Source organism: Kribbella sp. NPDC054772 (genome assembly GCF_053611945.1).
Window position 1 is genome coordinate 1 of record NZ_JBSHBJ010000029.1, and the last position, 16,170, is coordinate 16,170.

At 70.1% G+C, this 16,170-nt stretch carries 15 protein-coding genes; 4 read left to right on the forward strand and 11 right to left on the reverse strand.

What is annotated here, in order from left to right; all coding sequences use genetic code 11:
• Nucleotides 1-30: 30 nt before the first annotated feature.
• The gene (locus ACWGID_RS32020) at nucleotides 31-996 is read right to left on the reverse strand and encodes a glycerophosphodiester phosphodiesterase (protein ID WP_452202953.1); all 966 of its coding nucleotides are present in this window, start codon (nucleotides 994-996) and stop codon (nucleotides 31-33) included.
• Nucleotides 997-1,187: 191 nt separating this feature from the next.
• Here ACWGID_RS32020 and ACWGID_RS32025 point away from each other — a divergent pair, with 191 nt between their 5' ends.
• Together ACWGID_RS32025 and ACWGID_RS32030 are read left to right on the forward strand one after the other, a co-directional pair.
• Complete coding sequence (locus ACWGID_RS32025; protein WP_452202955.1) at nucleotides 1,188-2,921, forward strand: ABC transporter ATP-binding protein; 1,734 nt, start codon at nucleotides 1,188-1,190, stop codon at nucleotides 2,919-2,921.
• Nucleotides 2,918-4,654 carry an ABC transporter ATP-binding protein gene (locus ACWGID_RS32030; RefSeq protein ID WP_452202957.1) on the forward strand — a complete coding sequence of 579 codons (1,737 nt, stop codon included), beginning with the start codon at nucleotides 2,918-2,920 and terminating at the stop codon, nucleotides 4,652-4,654. The genes ACWGID_RS32025 and ACWGID_RS32030 overlap by 4 nt, the downstream gene beginning before the upstream one ends.
• Nucleotides 4,655-4,712: 58 nt before the next feature.
• Here the strand turns inward: ACWGID_RS32030 and ACWGID_RS32035 are convergent, their stop codons facing one another.
• Nucleotides 4,713-5,255: an rRNA adenine N(6)-methyltransferase family protein gene (locus ACWGID_RS32035; protein WP_452202959.1), complete on the reverse strand. Its 543-nt coding sequence runs from the start codon at nucleotides 5,253-5,255 to the stop codon at nucleotides 4,713-4,715.
• A 60-nt stretch (nucleotides 5,256-5,315) separates the two neighbouring features.
• A complete protein-coding gene (locus ACWGID_RS32040) occupies nucleotides 5,316-6,446 on the reverse strand; it encodes a CapA family protein (protein ID WP_452202961.1) in 1,131 nt (376 codons plus the stop codon).
• A gap of 111 nt (nucleotides 6,447-6,557) precedes the next feature.
• Here ACWGID_RS32040 and map point away from each other — a divergent pair, with 111 nt between their 5' ends.
• Complete coding sequence (gene map, locus ACWGID_RS32045) at nucleotides 6,558-7,325, forward strand: type I methionyl aminopeptidase (protein WP_452202963.1); 768 nt, start codon at nucleotides 6,558-6,560, stop codon at nucleotides 7,323-7,325.
• A gap of 6 nt (nucleotides 7,326-7,331) precedes the next feature.
• Here map and ACWGID_RS32050 read toward each other — a convergent pair whose 3' ends face one another.
• Together ACWGID_RS32050 and ACWGID_RS32055 are read right to left on the reverse strand one after the other, a co-directional pair.
• The gene (locus tag ACWGID_RS32050; RefSeq protein ID WP_452202964.1) at nucleotides 7,332-8,348 is read right to left on the reverse strand and encodes an Rv2578c family radical SAM protein; all 1,017 of its coding nucleotides are present in this window, start codon (nucleotides 8,346-8,348) and stop codon (nucleotides 7,332-7,334) included.
• Nucleotides 8,349-8,417: 69 nt separating this feature from the next.
• Nucleotides 8,418-9,251 carry an NAD(P)H-binding protein gene (locus tag ACWGID_RS32055; RefSeq protein WP_452202966.1) on the reverse strand — a complete coding sequence of 278 codons (834 nt, stop codon included), beginning with the start codon at nucleotides 9,249-9,251 and terminating at the stop codon, nucleotides 8,418-8,420.
• A 70-nt stretch (nucleotides 9,252-9,321) separates the two neighbouring features.
• On the opposite strand from ACWGID_RS32055, the gene ACWGID_RS32060 reads away from it, so the two are divergent.
• On the forward strand, nucleotides 9,322-10,119 hold the full coding sequence (locus ACWGID_RS32060) for a TetR/AcrR family transcriptional regulator (protein ID WP_452202968.1): 798 nt from the start codon (nucleotides 9,322-9,324) through the stop codon (nucleotides 10,117-10,119).
• 24 nt (nucleotides 10,120-10,143) lie between these two features.
• Here the strand turns inward: ACWGID_RS32060 and guaA are convergent, their stop codons facing one another.
• From guaA to ACWGID_RS32090, 6 genes are read right to left on the reverse strand one after another with little or no spacing between them, the layout of a single operon-like run.
• A complete protein-coding gene (guaA, locus tag ACWGID_RS32065) occupies nucleotides 10,144-11,694 on the reverse strand; it encodes a glutamine-hydrolyzing GMP synthase (RefSeq protein WP_452202970.1) in 1,551 nt (516 codons plus the stop codon).
• A gap of 10 nt (nucleotides 11,695-11,704) precedes the next feature.
• Complete coding sequence (locus ACWGID_RS32070) at nucleotides 11,705-11,902, reverse strand: hypothetical protein (protein ID WP_452202972.1); 198 nt, start codon at nucleotides 11,900-11,902, stop codon at nucleotides 11,705-11,707.
• Nucleotides 11,903-11,911: 9 nt separating this feature from the next.
• Nucleotides 11,912-12,997, reverse strand: a complete 1,086-nt coding sequence (locus ACWGID_RS32075; RefSeq protein WP_452202974.1) for a hypothetical protein — start codon at nucleotides 12,995-12,997, stop codon at nucleotides 11,912-11,914.
• Nucleotides 12,994-13,650 carry a dethiobiotin synthase gene (gene bioD / locus ACWGID_RS32080; RefSeq protein WP_452202976.1) on the reverse strand — a complete coding sequence of 219 codons (657 nt, stop codon included), beginning with the start codon at nucleotides 13,648-13,650 and terminating at the stop codon, nucleotides 12,994-12,996. Before bioD ends, ACWGID_RS32075 begins: the two co-directional genes overlap by 4 nt.
• On the reverse strand, nucleotides 13,647-14,768 hold the full coding sequence (locus ACWGID_RS32085; RefSeq protein WP_452202978.1) for an 8-amino-7-oxononanoate synthase: 1,122 nt from the start codon (nucleotides 14,766-14,768) through the stop codon (nucleotides 13,647-13,649). The genes bioD and ACWGID_RS32085 overlap by 4 nt, the downstream gene beginning before the upstream one ends.
• The gene (locus ACWGID_RS32090; RefSeq protein ID WP_452203134.1) at nucleotides 14,768-16,039 is read right to left on the reverse strand and encodes an adenosylmethionine--8-amino-7-oxononanoate transaminase; all 1,272 of its coding nucleotides are present in this window, start codon (nucleotides 16,037-16,039) and stop codon (nucleotides 14,768-14,770) included. The genes ACWGID_RS32085 and ACWGID_RS32090 overlap by 1 nt, the downstream gene beginning before the upstream one ends.
• Nucleotides 16,040-16,170: the final 131 nt, after the last annotated feature.

A 16,170-nucleotide genomic window follows, 5' to 3' on the forward strand; every position in this document is an offset into this window, starting at 1 on the left:
GGGGTGACCGCTGCAGCGGTCACCCCACCGCTACACGTTCAGGGCGCGTTTGCGGAGTGTCTCGACCGCCTGGTCCGGCTGGTCGGCGAAGACGCCCTGGAGGCCCAGCGACGCGAACCGGGTCAGCTCGGTGGCGTAGTCCGTGGCGCTGGGCAGGAAGCGGCGCTCGGCGCGGAAGGTCCACGCCTGGACGTTCAGTCCGGCGCGGTGCGCCTGCTCCACCAGCCGAGTGGGTTCGCCGAGACAGTTCTCGGCGGTGCGCGGGATGATCAGGTCCTTGTGCGGCGCCAGCACCTGCGCGTACGTCGCGACCTCGCGTAACCCGGCCGGCTCGATCAGATCGGCGTACGTGCGCCCGTCGCCGGTCCGCAGGAAGTCGTTCGGCGCACTCTCGGCGTCGATCAGCTGGACCAGCGGTACCCGCGTCATCACCGACAGCCGCCGCAGGCTGGTCGGCTCGAACGACTGGACCATGATCTCGTCGTCCCGCAGCCGCAGCGCCAGGATCCGTTCGGTCAGCAGCTCCTCCAGCGGCAGCCCGAGCCGCCGGAAGTACGTCGGGTGCTTGATCTCCGGGATCACACCGATCGGCCGCCCGAGCCGCAGGGACTCCCGCCGCGCCAGCGCGACCACCTCGTCGAAGGTGGGGATCTCCTCCAGCCCGTCGTACGCCGTGTTGCTCGCGCGCAGCGCCGGCATCCGCTCCCGGGCGCGCAGCGTGCGCAGCTCGGCGAACGTGAAGTCCTCGACGAACCAGCCGGTCACCGCGGTGCCGTCGACGATCTTGGTGATCTTCCGGTCCGCGAAGACCGGGTGCTCGGCGACGTCCGTAGTACTCGAGATCTCGTTCTCGTGGCGGCAGACCAGAATGCCGTCGAGGGTGGAGACCAGGTCCGGCTCCAGGTAGTCGGCGCCCTGCAGGGCGGCCAGCCGGTAGGCCGCCGGTGTGTGTTCCGGGCGGTAGCCACTCGCTCCCCGATGCGCGATCACCAACATGGATCCAGGACAGGGGCCGGACATGGCCCGGCGGGAACCCGTTGCCCAACGCAAGGTGAAGCTCTACCGTCCGTCACCACGCACCAGACTGCGCGGCGCGGTACGTCGCCATCGGCAGCCGGTCCGGGGGTCCACAGACGCGATTAATTCGCATGCAAACTGTCCGAGGCGCGACCTAGCCTGAGTGGGCCATGAGACAACTGCCGCTCGCCGATCCCGGCGTCCCGAACCATCGCTCGCCGGCCCGCTACCTGTGGTGGGTGGCCCGCGGTCAGTCCCGCACGCTCGCCGGCGGGATGGCCTTCGGCATCATCTGGATGGCCGCGCAGGCGTTCATCCCGGCGATCCTCGGCCTGGCCATCGACGAGGGCATCGCGGCCCGCGACGGGGAGCGGCTGCTGCAGTGGACCGCGTTGCTGTTCGCGGTCGGCATAGTGCAGGCGGCGGCCGGCATCCTGCGGCACCGGTTCGCGGTCACCAACTGGCTGACCGCGGCGTACCGGACGGTCCAGGTGGTGACGCGGAAGTCCGCCGACCTGGGCGCGACGCTGCCGAAGCAGCTGGCCACCGGTGAAGTGGTCAGCATCGGCGCCGGCGACCTGTCCTACATCGGGAACCTGATGGAGATCTCGGCCCGGTTCGCCGGCGCGATCGTCGCGTTCTTCGTGGTCGCGGTGATCCTGCTGTCGTCCTCGACCGTGCTCGGCCTGGTCGTGCTGATCGGCGTACCGCTGATGCTGTTCGCCCTGGGCCCGATGCTGCGGCCGCTGCACAAGCGGCAGTCCGCGCAGCGCGAGGCAGTCGGCGAGCTGAACTCACTCGGTTCGGACATCGTGGCCGGCCTGCGGGTGCTGCGCGGTATCGGCGGCGAGGAGTCGTTCTCGCGGCGCTACCGCAGCGAGTCGCAGCAGGTGCGGAAGGCGGGCGTCCAGGTCGCCGGCATCCAGTCCGTGCTGGACGCGGCCCAGGTGCTGCTCCCGGGGATCTTCGTCGTGCTGGTGGTCGGCCTGGGCGCACACTTCGCCTTGCGCGGCGACCTCAGTGCCGGTTCGCTGGTGGCCTTCTACGGCTACGCGACGTTCCTCGTGCTGCCGCTGCGGACCGCGACGGAGTTCGCCAACCAGCTGATGCGCGGCCTGGTCGCCGCGGGCCGGGTGAACCGCGTGCTGGAGCTGGAGTCGGACATCACCGAGCCCGAGACCCCGGTCCGGCTGCCGGAGCACGGTGACCTGGTCGATCCGGTCTCCGGCGTCCGCGCCCGCGACGGCCTGCTCACCGCGATCGTCTCCGCCGAGCCGGACACCTACGGTCAGCTCGCGGACCGCCTGGGCCGGTACGACGACGCCAGTGAGGTCCGGTACGGCGGTGTGACGCTGGCCAGTGCGACTCGGGCGGATCTGCGCGAGCGGATCCTGGTGAGCGACACCGGCTCCCAACTGTTCACCGGCCTCCTGCGCGCGGAGCTGGACCCGAGCGGCCGGCGTACCGATGACGAACTGATGGCCGCGCTGCGTACGGCGTCCGCGGAGGACGTTCTCGTCGCGCTGCCGGACGGGCTCGACTCCGAGGTGGAGGAGAAGGGCCGGTCGTTCTCGGGTGGACAGCGCCAGCGGCTGGTGCTGGTGCGGGCGCTGCTCGCCGACCCGTCCGTGCTGGTCCTGGTCGAGCCGACGTCCGCCGTGGACGCGCACACCGAGGCGCGGATCGCGGACCGGCTGCGCGACCACCGGTCCGGCCGGAGCACCGTCGTACTGACCGCGAGCCCGTTGCTGCTGGATCGCGCCGACGAGGTGATCTTCGTCGCCGACGGCCGAGTCGTCGCGACCGGTCGGCACCGTGAGCTGCTCGCGTCCGAGCCGCAGTACCGCCGAACTGTCACCCGACAGGCCGAGGCTGAGACCGAAGAAGAGGAGGCCCTGCGATGAGGCAGATCCTGCCCGTTGCCGGGTCGGCCGAGATCCGTCGGCACGCCCGGCGGCTGGCCCGGCGCCACCCACGCACGCTGGCCGTCGCCCTGCTGCTGCACGGGCTGGCAGCGGTGACCGGTCTCGCGGCGCCGCGGCTGATCGGTGGCCTGGTGGAGGACGTGCAGAACGGCACGACCGCCACCAAGGTCAACGAGGTGATCGTGGTGATCGCCGTCTTCATCGTCGCGCAGTCGCTGCTCACCCGCTGGGCGCGGTACAAGTCGTTCGCGCTCGGCGAGCAGGTGCTGGCCGAGCTGCGCGAGGAGTTCGTCGACAACGCGCTCGCGCTGCCGATCGGGACGGTCGAGCGGGCGGGTACCGGTGACCTGCTGTCCCGCACCTCGCGGGACGTCGACACGTTGTCGCGGACCGTGCGGTTCGCGGTACCGGAGACGATCATCGCGTTCGTCACAGTGATCTTCACCGCGGTCGCGACGATGCTGGTCGGTGTCTGGGTGCTGGTGCCGCTGCTCGCGATGGTCCCGTTGCTCTGGCTGAGCACGAAGTGGTACCTGCGTCGCGCCAAGGACGGGTACCTCCGCGAGAACGCGGCGTACGCGCAGATGACCAGCTCGCTCGCGGAGACGGTCGAAGGTGCGCGGACGGTCGAGGCGCTCCGGCGGTACGACGACCGCGTGCGGCGTGGTGACGTGGACATCCGGGGTTCGTACAATGCGGAGCGGTACACGCTGTTCCTCCGGACGGTGTACTTCCCGGCGGCCGAGCTCGGGTACCTCGTGCCTGTCGTCGGCACGCTGCTGTTCGGTGGCTGGCTGCACATCAACGGTCACGTCTCGCTCGGCGCGGTGACGGCTGCCGTGCTGTACGTGAACCAGCTGATCGACCCGGTCGACCGGCTCCTGTCATGGCTGGACGAGCTCCAGTCCGGCGGCGCCGCGTTCGCCCGGTTGCTCGGCATCAGCGACGTACCGGACGACCGGACTCCATCGGGTCGCCGACCGGACGGTGAGCTCGTCGAGGCGCGCGACGTGCGGTTCTCGTACGTCGAGGGTCGGGACGTGCTGCACGGTGTGGACCTGACGATCCAGCCGGGTGAGCGGATCGCGATGGTCGGGCCGTCGGGCGCCGGCAAGTCGACGCTGGGCCGGCTCGTCGCGGGGATCCACCCGCCGCGGACAGGTTCGGTGACCGTCGGCGGTGTGGGGATGACGGACCTGCCGCTGGACGAGCTGCGAAAGCAGGTCGCGCTGGTCACGCAGGAGCACCACGTCTTCGTCGGAACGCTGCGGGACAACCTGTCGATGGCGAAACCGTCGGCGACCGACGACGAGCTGATCGCGGCGCTGGCGGCCGTCGACGCGCGCGACTGGGCGGAGGCGTTGCCGGACGGGCTCGACACTCGAGTCGGCTCCGGCCAACTGGCGCTGACGCCTGCGCAGGCGCAGCAGTTGGCGCTGGCTCGCCTGGTCCTCGCCGACCCGCACACCCTGGTGCTCGACGAGGCGACGTCACTGATCGACCCACGCGCCGCACGGCACATGGAGCGCTCGCTGGCCGCGGTCCTGGACGGCAGGACGGTGATCGCGATCGCCCACCGCCTCTACACCGCCCACGACGCCGACCGCGTCGCAGTAGTGGAAGACGGCCACATCACCGAGCTGGGCAGCCACGACGAGTTGGTGGCCCGCAATGGCTCGTACGCCGCGCTCTGGAACTCCTGGCACGGCTGAGACCCAAAACAGTGGGCTGAGACCTGTAGCAACAGGTCTCAGCCCATGTTTTCCGGCTTCAGCGTTTGCGTAGTAGGAGGACTGCAGAGTCGACATGCGGAGGCGGGGTGAATGCCTTGCGGGGAAGGCGAAGCCCGATCGACGGGTCGTACGAGCGGAACCAACGGTTCGCCCCGGGCGCGGCACCGCGAACCCACCGGTTCGCCACCTGACGTTGCAGCACCAGATCCGCCGACACCAGGCGTGAACCCGGGGCCAGCAAGCGCTTCAGCAACGCGGTGGAGACGTTGTACGGCGGACTCGACACCACCCGGAACGGCCGCGACGGCAACCGCAGGTCACCGGCATCGGCGCGGACGACCGTCACCGGCGCGTCCGCGAACCGCCGGCGCAACCGCTCGGCACGACCCGGATGGAGTTCGACGGCGACCACTCGGGCGCCGGCCCGGACCAGCGGCGCGGTCAGCGCACCGAGTCCGGCCCCGACATCGAGGACGAGTTCGCCGGGTTCGATCCCGGCCGCGTCCACAACCCGTTGGGCCCAACGACTATCGAGCGGATGCCATCCCCAGGCACCCCTCGCCTGCCCGGAGGCGGGCACGACGGACCATCACGAAGTACGTAATCATGCGTCGACCCTAGAGGCCGGTGCGCCCTTGGCTCAAAGCATTTTCGGCGTCGCGCCCAATGCGGTGACGGTCTCCGTGGTCCGGCGTTGCGCGAGTTCGAGCCGGCTCCTCGTCGCCACCGAGTCCCCCTTCGCGAGCTCCCGGCGTACGTCGAGAACGCGGACCGGCAGCGCGTCGGTCATCAGCAGCGGGGCGTACTCGGCCTCGGTCTTCCACCGGTTGCCGTCCCGAGTGAAGGTGAAGCGGGTCAGCAGACCCTCGGCCTTGGTGCTGTCGGGTTCGCGGTGCGCGGCGACCAGGTTCCCGTGGCCGTAGGCGATCCACTTGCCGTCGATCTCCTGCATCGGCTGCACGACGTGCGCGTGGTGGCCGATCACGAGGTCGATGTTGCTGTCGGCAAGCAGTTGCGGGCCGACCTCGCGCTGCTGGTCGTTGAGCTTGTTCGAGTACTCCGTGCCCCAGTGGCAGCTGACCAGCACCAGATCGGCACCGCGATCGCGGGCCTCCTGCGCCTTCAGCGTGATCGACTTCGTGCTGATCTTGCCGGCGCGCCACGTCTCGCCGTTCGGGTACGGCAGGCCGTTGAAGCCGAACGTGAAGCTCAGCGAGGCGACCTTCACTCCCCCGACGTCGACGATCGTGATCTGCTCGGCCTCCGCCCGCGACCGCGCGGTGCCGGCATGCTTCAGACCGACCTTGTCCAAGGTGTCGAGCGTGCGGTCGACACCGGCCGCGCCGCCGTCGAAGCTGTGGTTGCTCGCGGTCGTGCAGAGGTCGTAACCGGTCTGCTTCAGGGCGGTCGCGATCTGCGGCGGGCCCTGGAACATCGGGTAGCCGTGGTACGGGCCGCCGAGCGGCGCGAGCGGGGTCTCCAGGTGCGCGATGGCGAGATCCGCTTTCTGGACAAGGGGTTTCACGCTCGCCATCGACGGGGCGAAGTTCCAGTCGCCGTCACGTTTCGCGGTCGTCCACAGGCGCTCGTGCAACAACACGTCCCCGGTCGCGACCACGGTGATCCGGTCCGGCTTCTTGTCCGGTTTCGGCGCCCGCGTGGGCCGATCGGCGGTCGTCGTCGCGTAGGTGTCCGCGAGACATCCGCTCGTCGCCACTGCGGCGGCCCCGGCGAGCATCCCGCCGAGTACCGCGCGTCGTCGTACCGCCATCCCCGTCCCCCCAAACCCCGTTGTTGCCGTTGAAGACGCTGACTCCGGCCGATTGGTTGGGACTCGGCCGGTGATAATGGTCCCGATGCACCTACGGAAGCCGAGGCAGACATGGTCGACCTGAAGACGCCGGCGGAGATCGAACAGATGCGCGTGGCCGGACGGGTCGTCGCGAACGCACTCGCAGCCGTCAAGAAGGCGGCCGCGGCCGGGGTGTCGTTGCGCGAACTCGACGAGGTCGCCCGCGACGTCCTGCGCTCCGCGGGGGCCGTGTCGTTGTTCGAGGGGTACCAGCCCGGGTTCGCGACGTCACCGTTCAGCGGAGTGATCTGTACGTCGGTGAACGACGCCGTACTGCACGGACTGCCGACCGACCTGCGGCTGCAGGACGGCGACCTGCTGAACGTCGACTGCGGTGCGTCGGTCGACGGGTGGTGTGCCGACTCGGCGATCAGCTTCTGCATCGGTACGCCGCGCGCCGAGGATCTCGAGTTGATCGCGACGACCGAGGAAGCGCTCGCCGCGGGCATCGCGGCCGCGGTCGAGGGCAACCGGATCGGTGACATCGGCGCCGCGATCGGCAGGATCGGCAAGCACGCCGGCATCGGCACCAACCTCGACTTCGGCGGCCACGGCGTCGGACGCCGGATGCACGAGGAACCCCACGTCCCGAACGGCGGCCGCCCCGGTCGCGGCCTCCGGCTCCGGGCCGGCCACGTCTTCGCGATCGAGCCCTGGTTCTGGACGGGCCCCGGCTCCACTTACGTCATCGACGAGGACGGCTGGACGCTGCGCTCCGCCGATCACACCCGCGGCGCCCACGCCGAACACACCGTCGCCATCACCCCCGACGGCCCCCAGATCCTCACCCTCGCCTGAACCCAGCTAGAACAAGGTTTGTTGGGGAGACGGCCTGGGGTGCATGCCCGCGATGGGCTTGGCGCGATGGCTGGAGCCGCGGCCGAAGCCGTGTTTGTCCAGCAGCGGTCGCGCCTTCTCCTCGAAGGCCTTGCGGAAGCTGGGAACGGCGTACGCACCATGGGCGTACAGCGACTCGTAGCGGCTGACCAGCTCGGGGTGGTCGCGGGACAGCCATTGCATGAACCAGTCCTTCACGCCCGGTCGAAGATGCAGGATCAAGGTGGTCACGCCAGTAGCACCCGCGTCCGCGAGTTGGCCGAGAAGATGATCCAACTGCTCGGCCGAATCGGTGAGCCACGGAAGAACCGGAGCAACCATTACACCGCATGGAAGGTTGGCGTCCCGGATGGCTCGAATCAGGTCGAGACGCCCACGGACAGAGGGTACGCCGGGCTCCAGGCGGCGACGCAGCTCTTCGTCACCCAAGGCCAGCGAGACGCCGACACCGACCGAAACCTCCGCGGACGCAGCGGACAACAACCCCAGATCGCGCCGGAGCAACGTGCCCTTGGTGAGAATCGACAGCGGCGTGCCCGAGGCGGCCAGCGCCTCGATGATGCCCGGCATCAACCGATAGCGACCCTCGGCCCGCTGGTACGGATCGGTGTTGGTGCCCAAAGCAACTTCTTCGTGACGCCACGACGGCCGCGCGAGCTCACGGCGCAGGACGTCGGCGACGTTCGTCTTGACGACGATCTGGCGGTCGAAGTCCTGCCCCGTGTCGAGCTCGAGGTACGTGTGAGTCGGCCGGGCGAAGCAGTACCGGCAGGCGTGCGTACACCCGCGGTACGGATTGATCGTCCAGTTGAACGGCAGCGCCGAACCCGGCACCGAGTTCAGCGCCGATCGCGCGAGCACCTCGTGGAACGTGATCCCCTGGAACTCCGGTGTCGTCACCGATCGGACCAGCCCCGCGATCGACCCGAGCCCCGGCAACGCGCCCGGGGTCTCCACGTCGATCTGCTGACCTGCCCATCTCATGATCCCCAGTCGAACATACGTTCCCTTACTGCGTCAAACGGGCGGCCCCGCGACCCGCGATCCTGCCAGTCAGCGGAAGGTCGCGGCGTTGGCGAGTGCCCACTCGCGGTACGTCGTCCCTGGGTGCCCGGTGAGGTCCGCGACCGCCGGCTCCGGTTTCATCGCGTATTCGGACATCATCCGGAAGCCGTCGAGCAGCCAGCGCGCCGTCTCCTCGCCGATCGCCGGAGCCAGCGCCGCGACGTACTCGTCGGGCGTCTGTTCCTCGAAGCGGACGTCCCGCCCGATCGCCTCGGCGATCCGTGCGACCTGCTCCGGCTGCGTGATCGCCTCCGGCCCGCTCATGACGATCTTCCGGCCGCCGAACTCCTCGGACAAAAGGACGACGCGCGCCACCGCCGCGATGTCCCCGAGGTCGATCGGCGTCTGCACAGCACCGGCGTACGGCGCCCGCACGACCCCCTCGGCCTTGATCGACGGCGCCCAGTCGAGCGTGTTGTTCATGAACTGACCCGGCCGCAGGAACGTCCAGTCGAAGCCGCCCGCGTCGATCGCCCGCTCGATCCGGTAGTAGTGCCACGTCGACGGATCACCCTGCGCCTCGTAGTCGGCAGGCTCCCCCGACAGTACGACGACCCGCCGTACGCCGGCCTCCCGCGCACACCGCACGAAGTCGTCGACGTACGCCGGAAGCGGCGCGAGATACACCGTGTCGATACCGGCGAGCGCGGCCGGCAGTGTCGCCGGCTTGCCCAGATACCCGCGCGCGACCTCGACAGTCTCGGGCAGCGCGGCCCGGGCCGGATTGTTGGTCAGCGCGCGCACCGGCGCGCCCGCCGACACCAGTTCGTCCACCAGCAACCGCCCCACACTCGCGGTCGCACCGGTCACCAGGATCGTCATCCCTGTCCTCTCTCGAATCGGAATTCCCGTAGGTTATACGAGAATTGGAGCGACCGCCTATCGTTGGTCCGTGAGTGAACGGCGGAGTGGTGAGGGGCAGCCGGACCGGACGCTGGCGTTGCTGTGGCGGAACCACCGGCAGACCACGGCCGACGGCCCCGTCGAGGCGCGGCGCCGCGGAGCCGGCCGACGACCGTCGCTGAGCGTGGACGACGTCATTCGGGCAGGCATCCGGCTCGCGGACGAGCAGGGGCTAACGGCGGCATCGATGGGCGGGCTGGCCAAGGAGCTCGGCGTCGGCACGATGACGCTCTACACGTACGTGCCGTCGAAGGAGGAGTTGCTCGACCTGATGGTCGACCAGGTCCTCGGCGAGCGCGTACTCCCCGGTCCGGGCGAACCGCGGCCGGACGATTGGCGCGACCAGGTGGAGATCTACTCGCAGCAGACCCGCGCGATGTTCCAGCGGCACCTGTGGTTGTCGCAGGTCTCGACGATCCGCCCGCCGGTCGGCCCGGGCATGCTCGCGGCCCGCGAGTACCTGCTGTCCGCGCTGCTCGGTCTGGAGCTCAGCCCCGTCGAGACCAACACGGCCGCGCTCGCGATCACGACGTACGTCGACTCCGCGGCCAGCCTGGAGGCGGAGAGCCAGCTCGTGGAACGCAGCACCGGTCAGACCAACGACGCCTGGTGGTACGAACGAAACGACCTCTGGGAGTCGTACTTCGATGTCGACCGGCATCCCGCGATGACGGCGATCTGGAACGCGAACGGCTACCAGTCCACCACCCGCGACGCCGCCGCCGACTCGTACCGCTACGGCCTCGACCGCCTCCTCGACGGCATCGAGTCCCAACGCCCCCGGTAGCTACTCACATCGTGCCGAGTGGGATCACTCCCACTCGATGGTGCCCGGGGGTTTGCTGGTGACGTCGAGGGTGACTCGGTTGATCTCGTCGACCTCGTTGGTGATGCGGGTGGAGATGCGTTCGATGACGTCGTACGGGAGGCGGGCCCAGTCGGCGGTCATGGCGTCCTCGCTGGTGACCGGGCGGAGGACGACGGGGTGGCCGTACGTGCGGCCGTCGCCCTGGACGCCGACCGAGCGGACGTCGGCCAGGAGGACCACCGGGAACTGCCAGATGTCGCGGTCCAGGCCGGCCGCGGTGAGCTCGTTGCGGGCGATCAGGTCGGCGGCGCGGAGGATGTCCAGCCGCTCGCGGGTGACCTCGCCGATGATCCGGATGCTCAGCCCCGGGCCCGGGAACGGGTGCCGGTAGACCATCGTCTCCGGCAGGCCGAGCGCCAGCCCGAGCTCGCGGACCTCGTCCTTGAACAGCGTCCGCAGCGGCTCGATCAGGCTGAACTGCAGGTCGTCCGGCAGTCCGCCGACGTTGTGGTGCGACTTGATGTTCGCCGCGCCCGCACCGCCGCCGGACTCGACGACGTCCGGGTACAGCGTGCCCTGGACCAGGAATTCGATGTGCCGCTCGGCGTCCACCTTGCGCGCGGTCGCCTCGAAGGTCCGGATGAACTCGCGGCCGACGATCTTCCGCTTCTGCTCCGGGTCGGTGACGCCGGCCAGCGCGGTCAGGAACTGCTCCTCGGCGTCGATCGCCTCGAGCCGGATCCCGATCGCGGCGACGAAGTCCTTCTCGATCTGCTCGGACTCACCGGCCCGCTGCAGACCGTGGTCGACGTACACGCAGGTCAGCTGGTCGCCGATCGCTTTGTGCACCAGCGCGGCCGCGACCGCGGAGTCGACACCGCCGGACAGCGCGCACAGCACCTGCTTGTCGCCGACCTGCTCGCGGATCAGCTCGACCTGCTCCTCGACGACGTTGGACGTCGTCCAGTCGCCCTTGCAGCCGGCGATCTCGAACAGGAAGTGCTCGAGCACGGCCTGCCCGGCCTGCGAGTGCAGGACCTCCGGGTGCCACTGCACGCCCGCGAACTTGCGGTCCAGGTCCTCGAACGCGGCCACCGGCGCGCCCTCGGACGCGGCCAGCACGGCGAACCCCGCGGGCGGCGCGTGCACCGCGTCGCCGTGGGACATCCACACGTTCAGCTCCTCGGGGATGCCGGCCAGCAGCGTCCCCGCCTCGCTCACGGCGACCGGCGTCCGGCCGAACTCACGCAGTCCGGTACGCCGGACCTCGCCGCCGAGCGTCTGCGCCATCGCCTGGAACCCGTAGCAGATCCCGAACGCCGGGACGCCGGCCTCGAACAGCCCCGAGTCGACCCGCGGCGCACCGTCGGCGTACACCGACTGCGGACCGCCGGACAGGATGATCGCCTTCGGGCCTTTGGCGAGCATCTCCTCGACCGGCATCGAGTGCGGCACGATCTCGGAGTACACATTCGCCTCGCGCACCCGGCGGGCGATCAGCTGCGCGTACTGCGCTCCGAAGTCAACGACCAGGACCAACTCATGCTGCGTCACCTGGCAAAGCCTATCGGTGCAGGTCAGGAAGGCTGTAACTCGACTGGTCCGCGGCGATCGTGAGCGGGTCGTTGGTGATCGTCAAACCGGGGAATCGGCGCCGCATCGCCGCCTCGTACCGGCACGCCGCGGCAGGTTCACCGACGTACTCCGCGAGCTGGTGCTCTCCGAACCACAGCCGCACCCGGCGGCGAGCTGGCAACTCCATGCGCCGACGCTAGTGACGCGAGTTGTCCCCGGTGTTACCGCGCGTTACAACCATGAGACGCTTCGGAGCGCGGAACGAGAGCAGGTCGATCATCGGCGGCTCTTCGGTCAGCCGTACGCCGCGCAGCAGATCCCGGGCACACTCCAGCGCCACCCGCGCCTCCATCCGCGCGAGCCCGGCGCCGAGGCAGCGGTGGATACCGATCCCGAACGCGAGATCCGCGGGACCGCCGTGGCCGCTCAGGCCGAGCAGGACCGGTGCCCGCGCCGGCAACTGCACGTCGCCCACGGTGGTCGCCTCCGCCGTGACCCGCCGCCACGTCGGCACCGACGACGCCTCGCGCAGTACGTCGTCAACGACCTCAACAGTCCCGCCGATCGCCCTCTGGAAGGCAGTCGAGATCAGTTGGGTCGTGGTCTCCTGCCCCGCGATCAGCAGGAAGTACCCGACCGCGCACACCTCTTCGTCGCTCAGCCCCATTCCGACCAACGCGCCGAACAGATCGTCAGCAGGCGCTTCACGGGCGGCCGTCGTCCGCGAGCGCAGCCAGCCGTAGAACTCGGCCGCACTGTGCGCCAGCTCCAACTGGCGGTCCTCGTCCGGCCAGCCCCAGAACAGCTCGAGCGAATCGAGACTCCAGGCCTTCAGCGCAGGTACGTCGACCTCCGCCAGCCCGAGCAGACGCAGTACGACGAGAGCCGGCGGCTCGGCCGCGATCGCCTGCACGAGATCCAGCTGCTCGCCCGCCGCGAGCCGCGCGGACGCCGAGGCCACCCGCGTAGCGGTCAACTCCCGGGTCAGCGGCTCGACGGCGGCGACCCTCGCCGGGCTGAAGAACCGGGCGACCGCGGCACGGATCGACCGGTGCGACTCCCCCGCGTTGTTCGCCAGCGTCGGCGGCAGCGCGAACCCGACCGCGGACAGCACCCGCAACGCCTTGACCGACAACGGCGTGTGCGCGAGTACGGCGTTGTCCGGCCGGAACGTGTCCGGATCGAGCAGCACGTCACGAGCCAGCGCCGGGTCGTCGACGACCCAGTAGCCGAGGTCTTCGTCGTACCGAGCCGAGTCGTGTTGGGCGGGACAGTTGCTCACGTGAACCAGCTCGGCGCGGCCGCCTGGAACTCCTCGCCGCTCAGCGCCCCCGCCCCGGCCGGGATCCGCCCGATCACCGGTACGCCGGTCGTCGCGGGCAGATCCTCCAGGTTGCACTGCTCGGCCAGATCGGGATCCTCGGGCCAGGCACCGATCACCAGCCCGTCGATCGGCAGGTCCCGGGATCGCAGCGCCTCGATCGTCAGCCCGGCATGGTTCAGCGTCCCCAGACCGGCCCGCGCCACGACCACGAAACCGAACGGTGTCGTCAGCTGTCCGGCGAGGTCGGCAAGGTTGTTGCCCTCGGCATCCAGGCCGACGAGGATACCACCGGCACCTTCCACCAGGACGGTGTCGTTGGTCAGGGTGAGCTGGTCGATGGCCTTCGCGTGCGACGCGACCGGCGGCAGCTTGACGCCTTGCCGCCGGGCAGCCGTGGTCGGCGCCAACGGATCGCGCAGCCGGACCCCTTCGTGCAGCTTGGTGAGCCCGCTCAACCGGTGTACGTCGTCCAGGTCACCCTGCTCGTCCGGCCCGACCCCGGTCTGCGCCGGCTTGACGACGGCCACCGTGCCGGACGCCCGGACAGCGAGCGCGGCCGTGGTGATGGTCTTACCAACACCGGTGTCGGTGCCGGTGACAAGAGTGATCATGAGACCTGGCCGATCGCCTCGACGATCACGGCACACGCGCGATCGAGATCTGCGGTGGACAACCCGGCGTGCGCGGTGAGCCGCACCCGGGAGATGCCGTCCGGGACGGACGGCGGCCGGAAACTCCCGACCCGTACGCCGTTCGCGAGGCACAGCTCGGCCGCACGGACGGTCTCCCGCGGGCCCTGCATCGGGACCGAGACCACCGCACCGGACGACGGCGGCACCTCGCAGGCCGCAGCCAACCGGGCCGCCGCGGCGTGAATCGCGGCAGGACGTTCGGGCTCGGCCTGCAGCACCTGGAGCGCGGCGCGGGCGGCGGCGCACGCGGCCGGGTTGAGACCGGTGTCGTAGATGAACGGACGCGCGCGGTTCACGAGGTGCTCGCGCAACAGCCGCGGGCCGAGGACGGCACCGCCTTGCGAAGCCAGCGACTTGGACAGCGTCATCGTGACGATCACGTGGTCGAGTCCGGCGAGCCCGGACGCGTGCACGGACCCGCGACCGTTGCCGGTGACGCCCAGGCCGTGGGCCTCGTCGACCAGAAGAACAGCGTTGTGTGCGGCGGCGGTGGCAGCCAAGGCGGTGAGCGGGGCTTCGTCGCTGAGGACCGAGAAGACCGACTCGGTCATCACGACCGCGTGCGGCTCGTTGCGCTCGGCAAGCACCTTGTCGACGGCGTCCGCGTCGTTGTGCGGGACGATCTCGACGCGGGAGCGGGACAGCCGGCAGGCGTCCACCAGCGAGGCGTGGACGTGTTCGTCGGAGACCAGAACAGTGCCGGGGCCGCCGAGGGCCGTGACGACGCCGAGGTTCGCGAGGTACCCGGAGGAGAAGACGAGCGCGGATTCCTGGCCGGCGTACGTCGCCAGGTCGGCTTCAAGTTCTTCGTGGAGGGTTGTGGTGCCGGTGACGAGGCGGGAGGCCGTCGAGCCGGTGCCCCAGGTGCGGAGCGCGTCGGCGGCAGCAGTCACCACGCGCGGGTCGCGGGCCAGGCCGAGGTAGTCGTTGCCCGCCAGGTCGATCAGGTCGTCGGCGGCGTCCCGGGCGCGCAGGCGCCGGGTCAGGCCGCGGGACTCCAGCGCCGCGGCCTTCGGGGCGAGCCAGTCCTCCAGCATCAGCCCGCCTCCTCCACCGCACCGGTGATCGCCGCCGCGATGGTGGCGATCTCCTCGGCAGTGCACACGTACGGCGGCATCGTGTAGACGAGGTCGCGGAACGGGCGTACCCACACGCCACGACGCAACGCCGCCTCGGTCATCCGCGGCAGGTCGACCGGACCGGAGAGTTGAACGACGCCGACCGCGCCGAGCACCCGGACGTCCTTCACGGCAGGCAAGGCGGCCGCGGGGGCGAGCCCCGCCGACAACCCGGCCGAGATCTCGGCGACCCGACCGGACCAGTCCTGCCCGAGAAGGAGGTCGATCGACGCGAGCGCGACCGCGCAGGCGAGCGGGTTGGCCATGAACGTGGGGCCGTGCATGAGCGCACCGCCGGGTCCGTTCGAGACGGTGTGCGCGACTTCCGTCGTACAGAGCATCGCGGCCAGGGTGAGGTAGCCGCCGGTGAGGGCCTTGCCGACGCAGAGGATGTCGGGGTCCACGCCCGCGTGCTCGGACGCGAACAGCGTGCCGGTCCGGCCGAAGCCGGTGGCGATCTCGTCGAAGATCAACAGGAAGCCGTGCCGGTCGGCCAGATCGCGGAGGACCTTCAGGCACGACGGGCTGTACGGGTACATGCCGCCGGCGCCTTGGAGAACGGGCTCGACGATGATGCCCGCCACCTCGTCCGCGTGGTCGGCGGCCAGGGCTGCGAGAGCGTCGGCCCAGGCCAGCAGCTCCGGGTCGTCGGCGGGCCGGTCGAAGCCGGCCGGGGGCTGCGGGCCGAAGACCTGCTCCTTCAGGGCGCCGGTGAACAGCGAGTGCATGCCGTTCACCGGGTCGCAGACGCTCATCGGGGCGAACGTGTCGCCGTGGTACCCGCCGCGGACGGTCAGCATCCGCGTCCGCCCGTTGTTGCCGCGCGCAACCTGATACTGCAGCGCGATCTTGATCGCGACCTCGACCGAGACCGACCCGGAGTCGCACAGGAACACGTGCCGCAACGGATCCGGGGTGATCTCGACCAGCCGCTCGGCCAGCCGGATCGCCGGTTCGTGGGTCAGCCCACCGAACATCACGTGGCTGAAGTCGTCGGCCTGCGCCTTCAGCGCCGCGTCCAGCACCGGGTTCCGGTAGCCGTGGATCATGCACCACCAGGACGCCATCGCGTCGATCGCCTCGACGGTCCCGCCCTGATCGTCATCCAGCTGCAGGCGTACGCCGGACGCGCCGCGAACCAGCCGCACCGGCGAGGGCTCGGTCAGCGAGGAGTACGGATGCCAGAGCAGCTCCGCGTCTCGCTGTTGCCACGTGTTGACCGAGTGTGACACGGTCCTCCTCCGTCCTGAGGATTCACAACGTTAATCGGTCCACACCCCACCCCGGCTCGCAGGTGGTCAGGATGTGATCAGCCTGCGCG

What these genes read in the sequence shown, in the direction of transcription:
- ACWGID_RS32085 (WP_452202978.1), bottom strand. Translation starts at nt 14,768, where the DNA reads ATGCTGGAGGACTGGCTCGCCCCGAAGGCCGCGGCGCTGGAGTCCCGC.
- ACWGID_RS32055 (WP_452202966.1), bottom strand. Translation starts at nt 9,251, where the DNA reads ATGACGATCCTGGTGACCGGTGCGACCGCGAGTGTGGGGCGGTTGCTG.
- ACWGID_RS32020 (WP_452202953.1), bottom strand. Translation starts at nt 996, where the DNA reads ATGTTGGTGATCGCGCATCGGGGAGCGAGTGGCTACCGCCCGGAACAC.
- bioD (WP_452202976.1), bottom strand. Translation starts at nt 13,650, where the DNA reads ATGATCACTCTTGTCACCGGCACCGACACCGGTGTTGGTAAGACCATC.
- ACWGID_RS32040 (WP_452202961.1), bottom strand. Translation starts at nt 6,446, where the DNA reads ATGGCGGTACGACGACGCGCGGTACTCGGCGGGATGCTCGCCGGGGCC.
- ACWGID_RS32070 (WP_452202972.1), bottom strand. Translation starts at nt 11,902, where the DNA reads ATGGAGTTGCCAGCTCGCCGCCGGGTGCGGCTGTGGTTCGGAGAGCAC.
- map (WP_452202963.1), top strand. Translation starts at nt 6,558, where the DNA reads ATGGTCGACCTGAAGACGCCGGCGGAGATCGAACAGATGCGCGTGGCC.
- ACWGID_RS32030 (WP_452202957.1), top strand. Translation starts at nt 2,918, where the DNA reads ATGAGGCAGATCCTGCCCGTTGCCGGGTCGGCCGAGATCCGTCGGCAC.
- ACWGID_RS32025 (WP_452202955.1), top strand. Translation starts at nt 1,188, where the DNA reads ATGAGACAACTGCCGCTCGCCGATCCCGGCGTCCCGAACCATCGCTCG.
- ACWGID_RS32050 (WP_452202964.1), bottom strand. Translation starts at nt 8,348, where the DNA reads ATGAGATGGGCAGGTCAGCAGATCGACGTGGAGACCCCGGGCGCGTTG.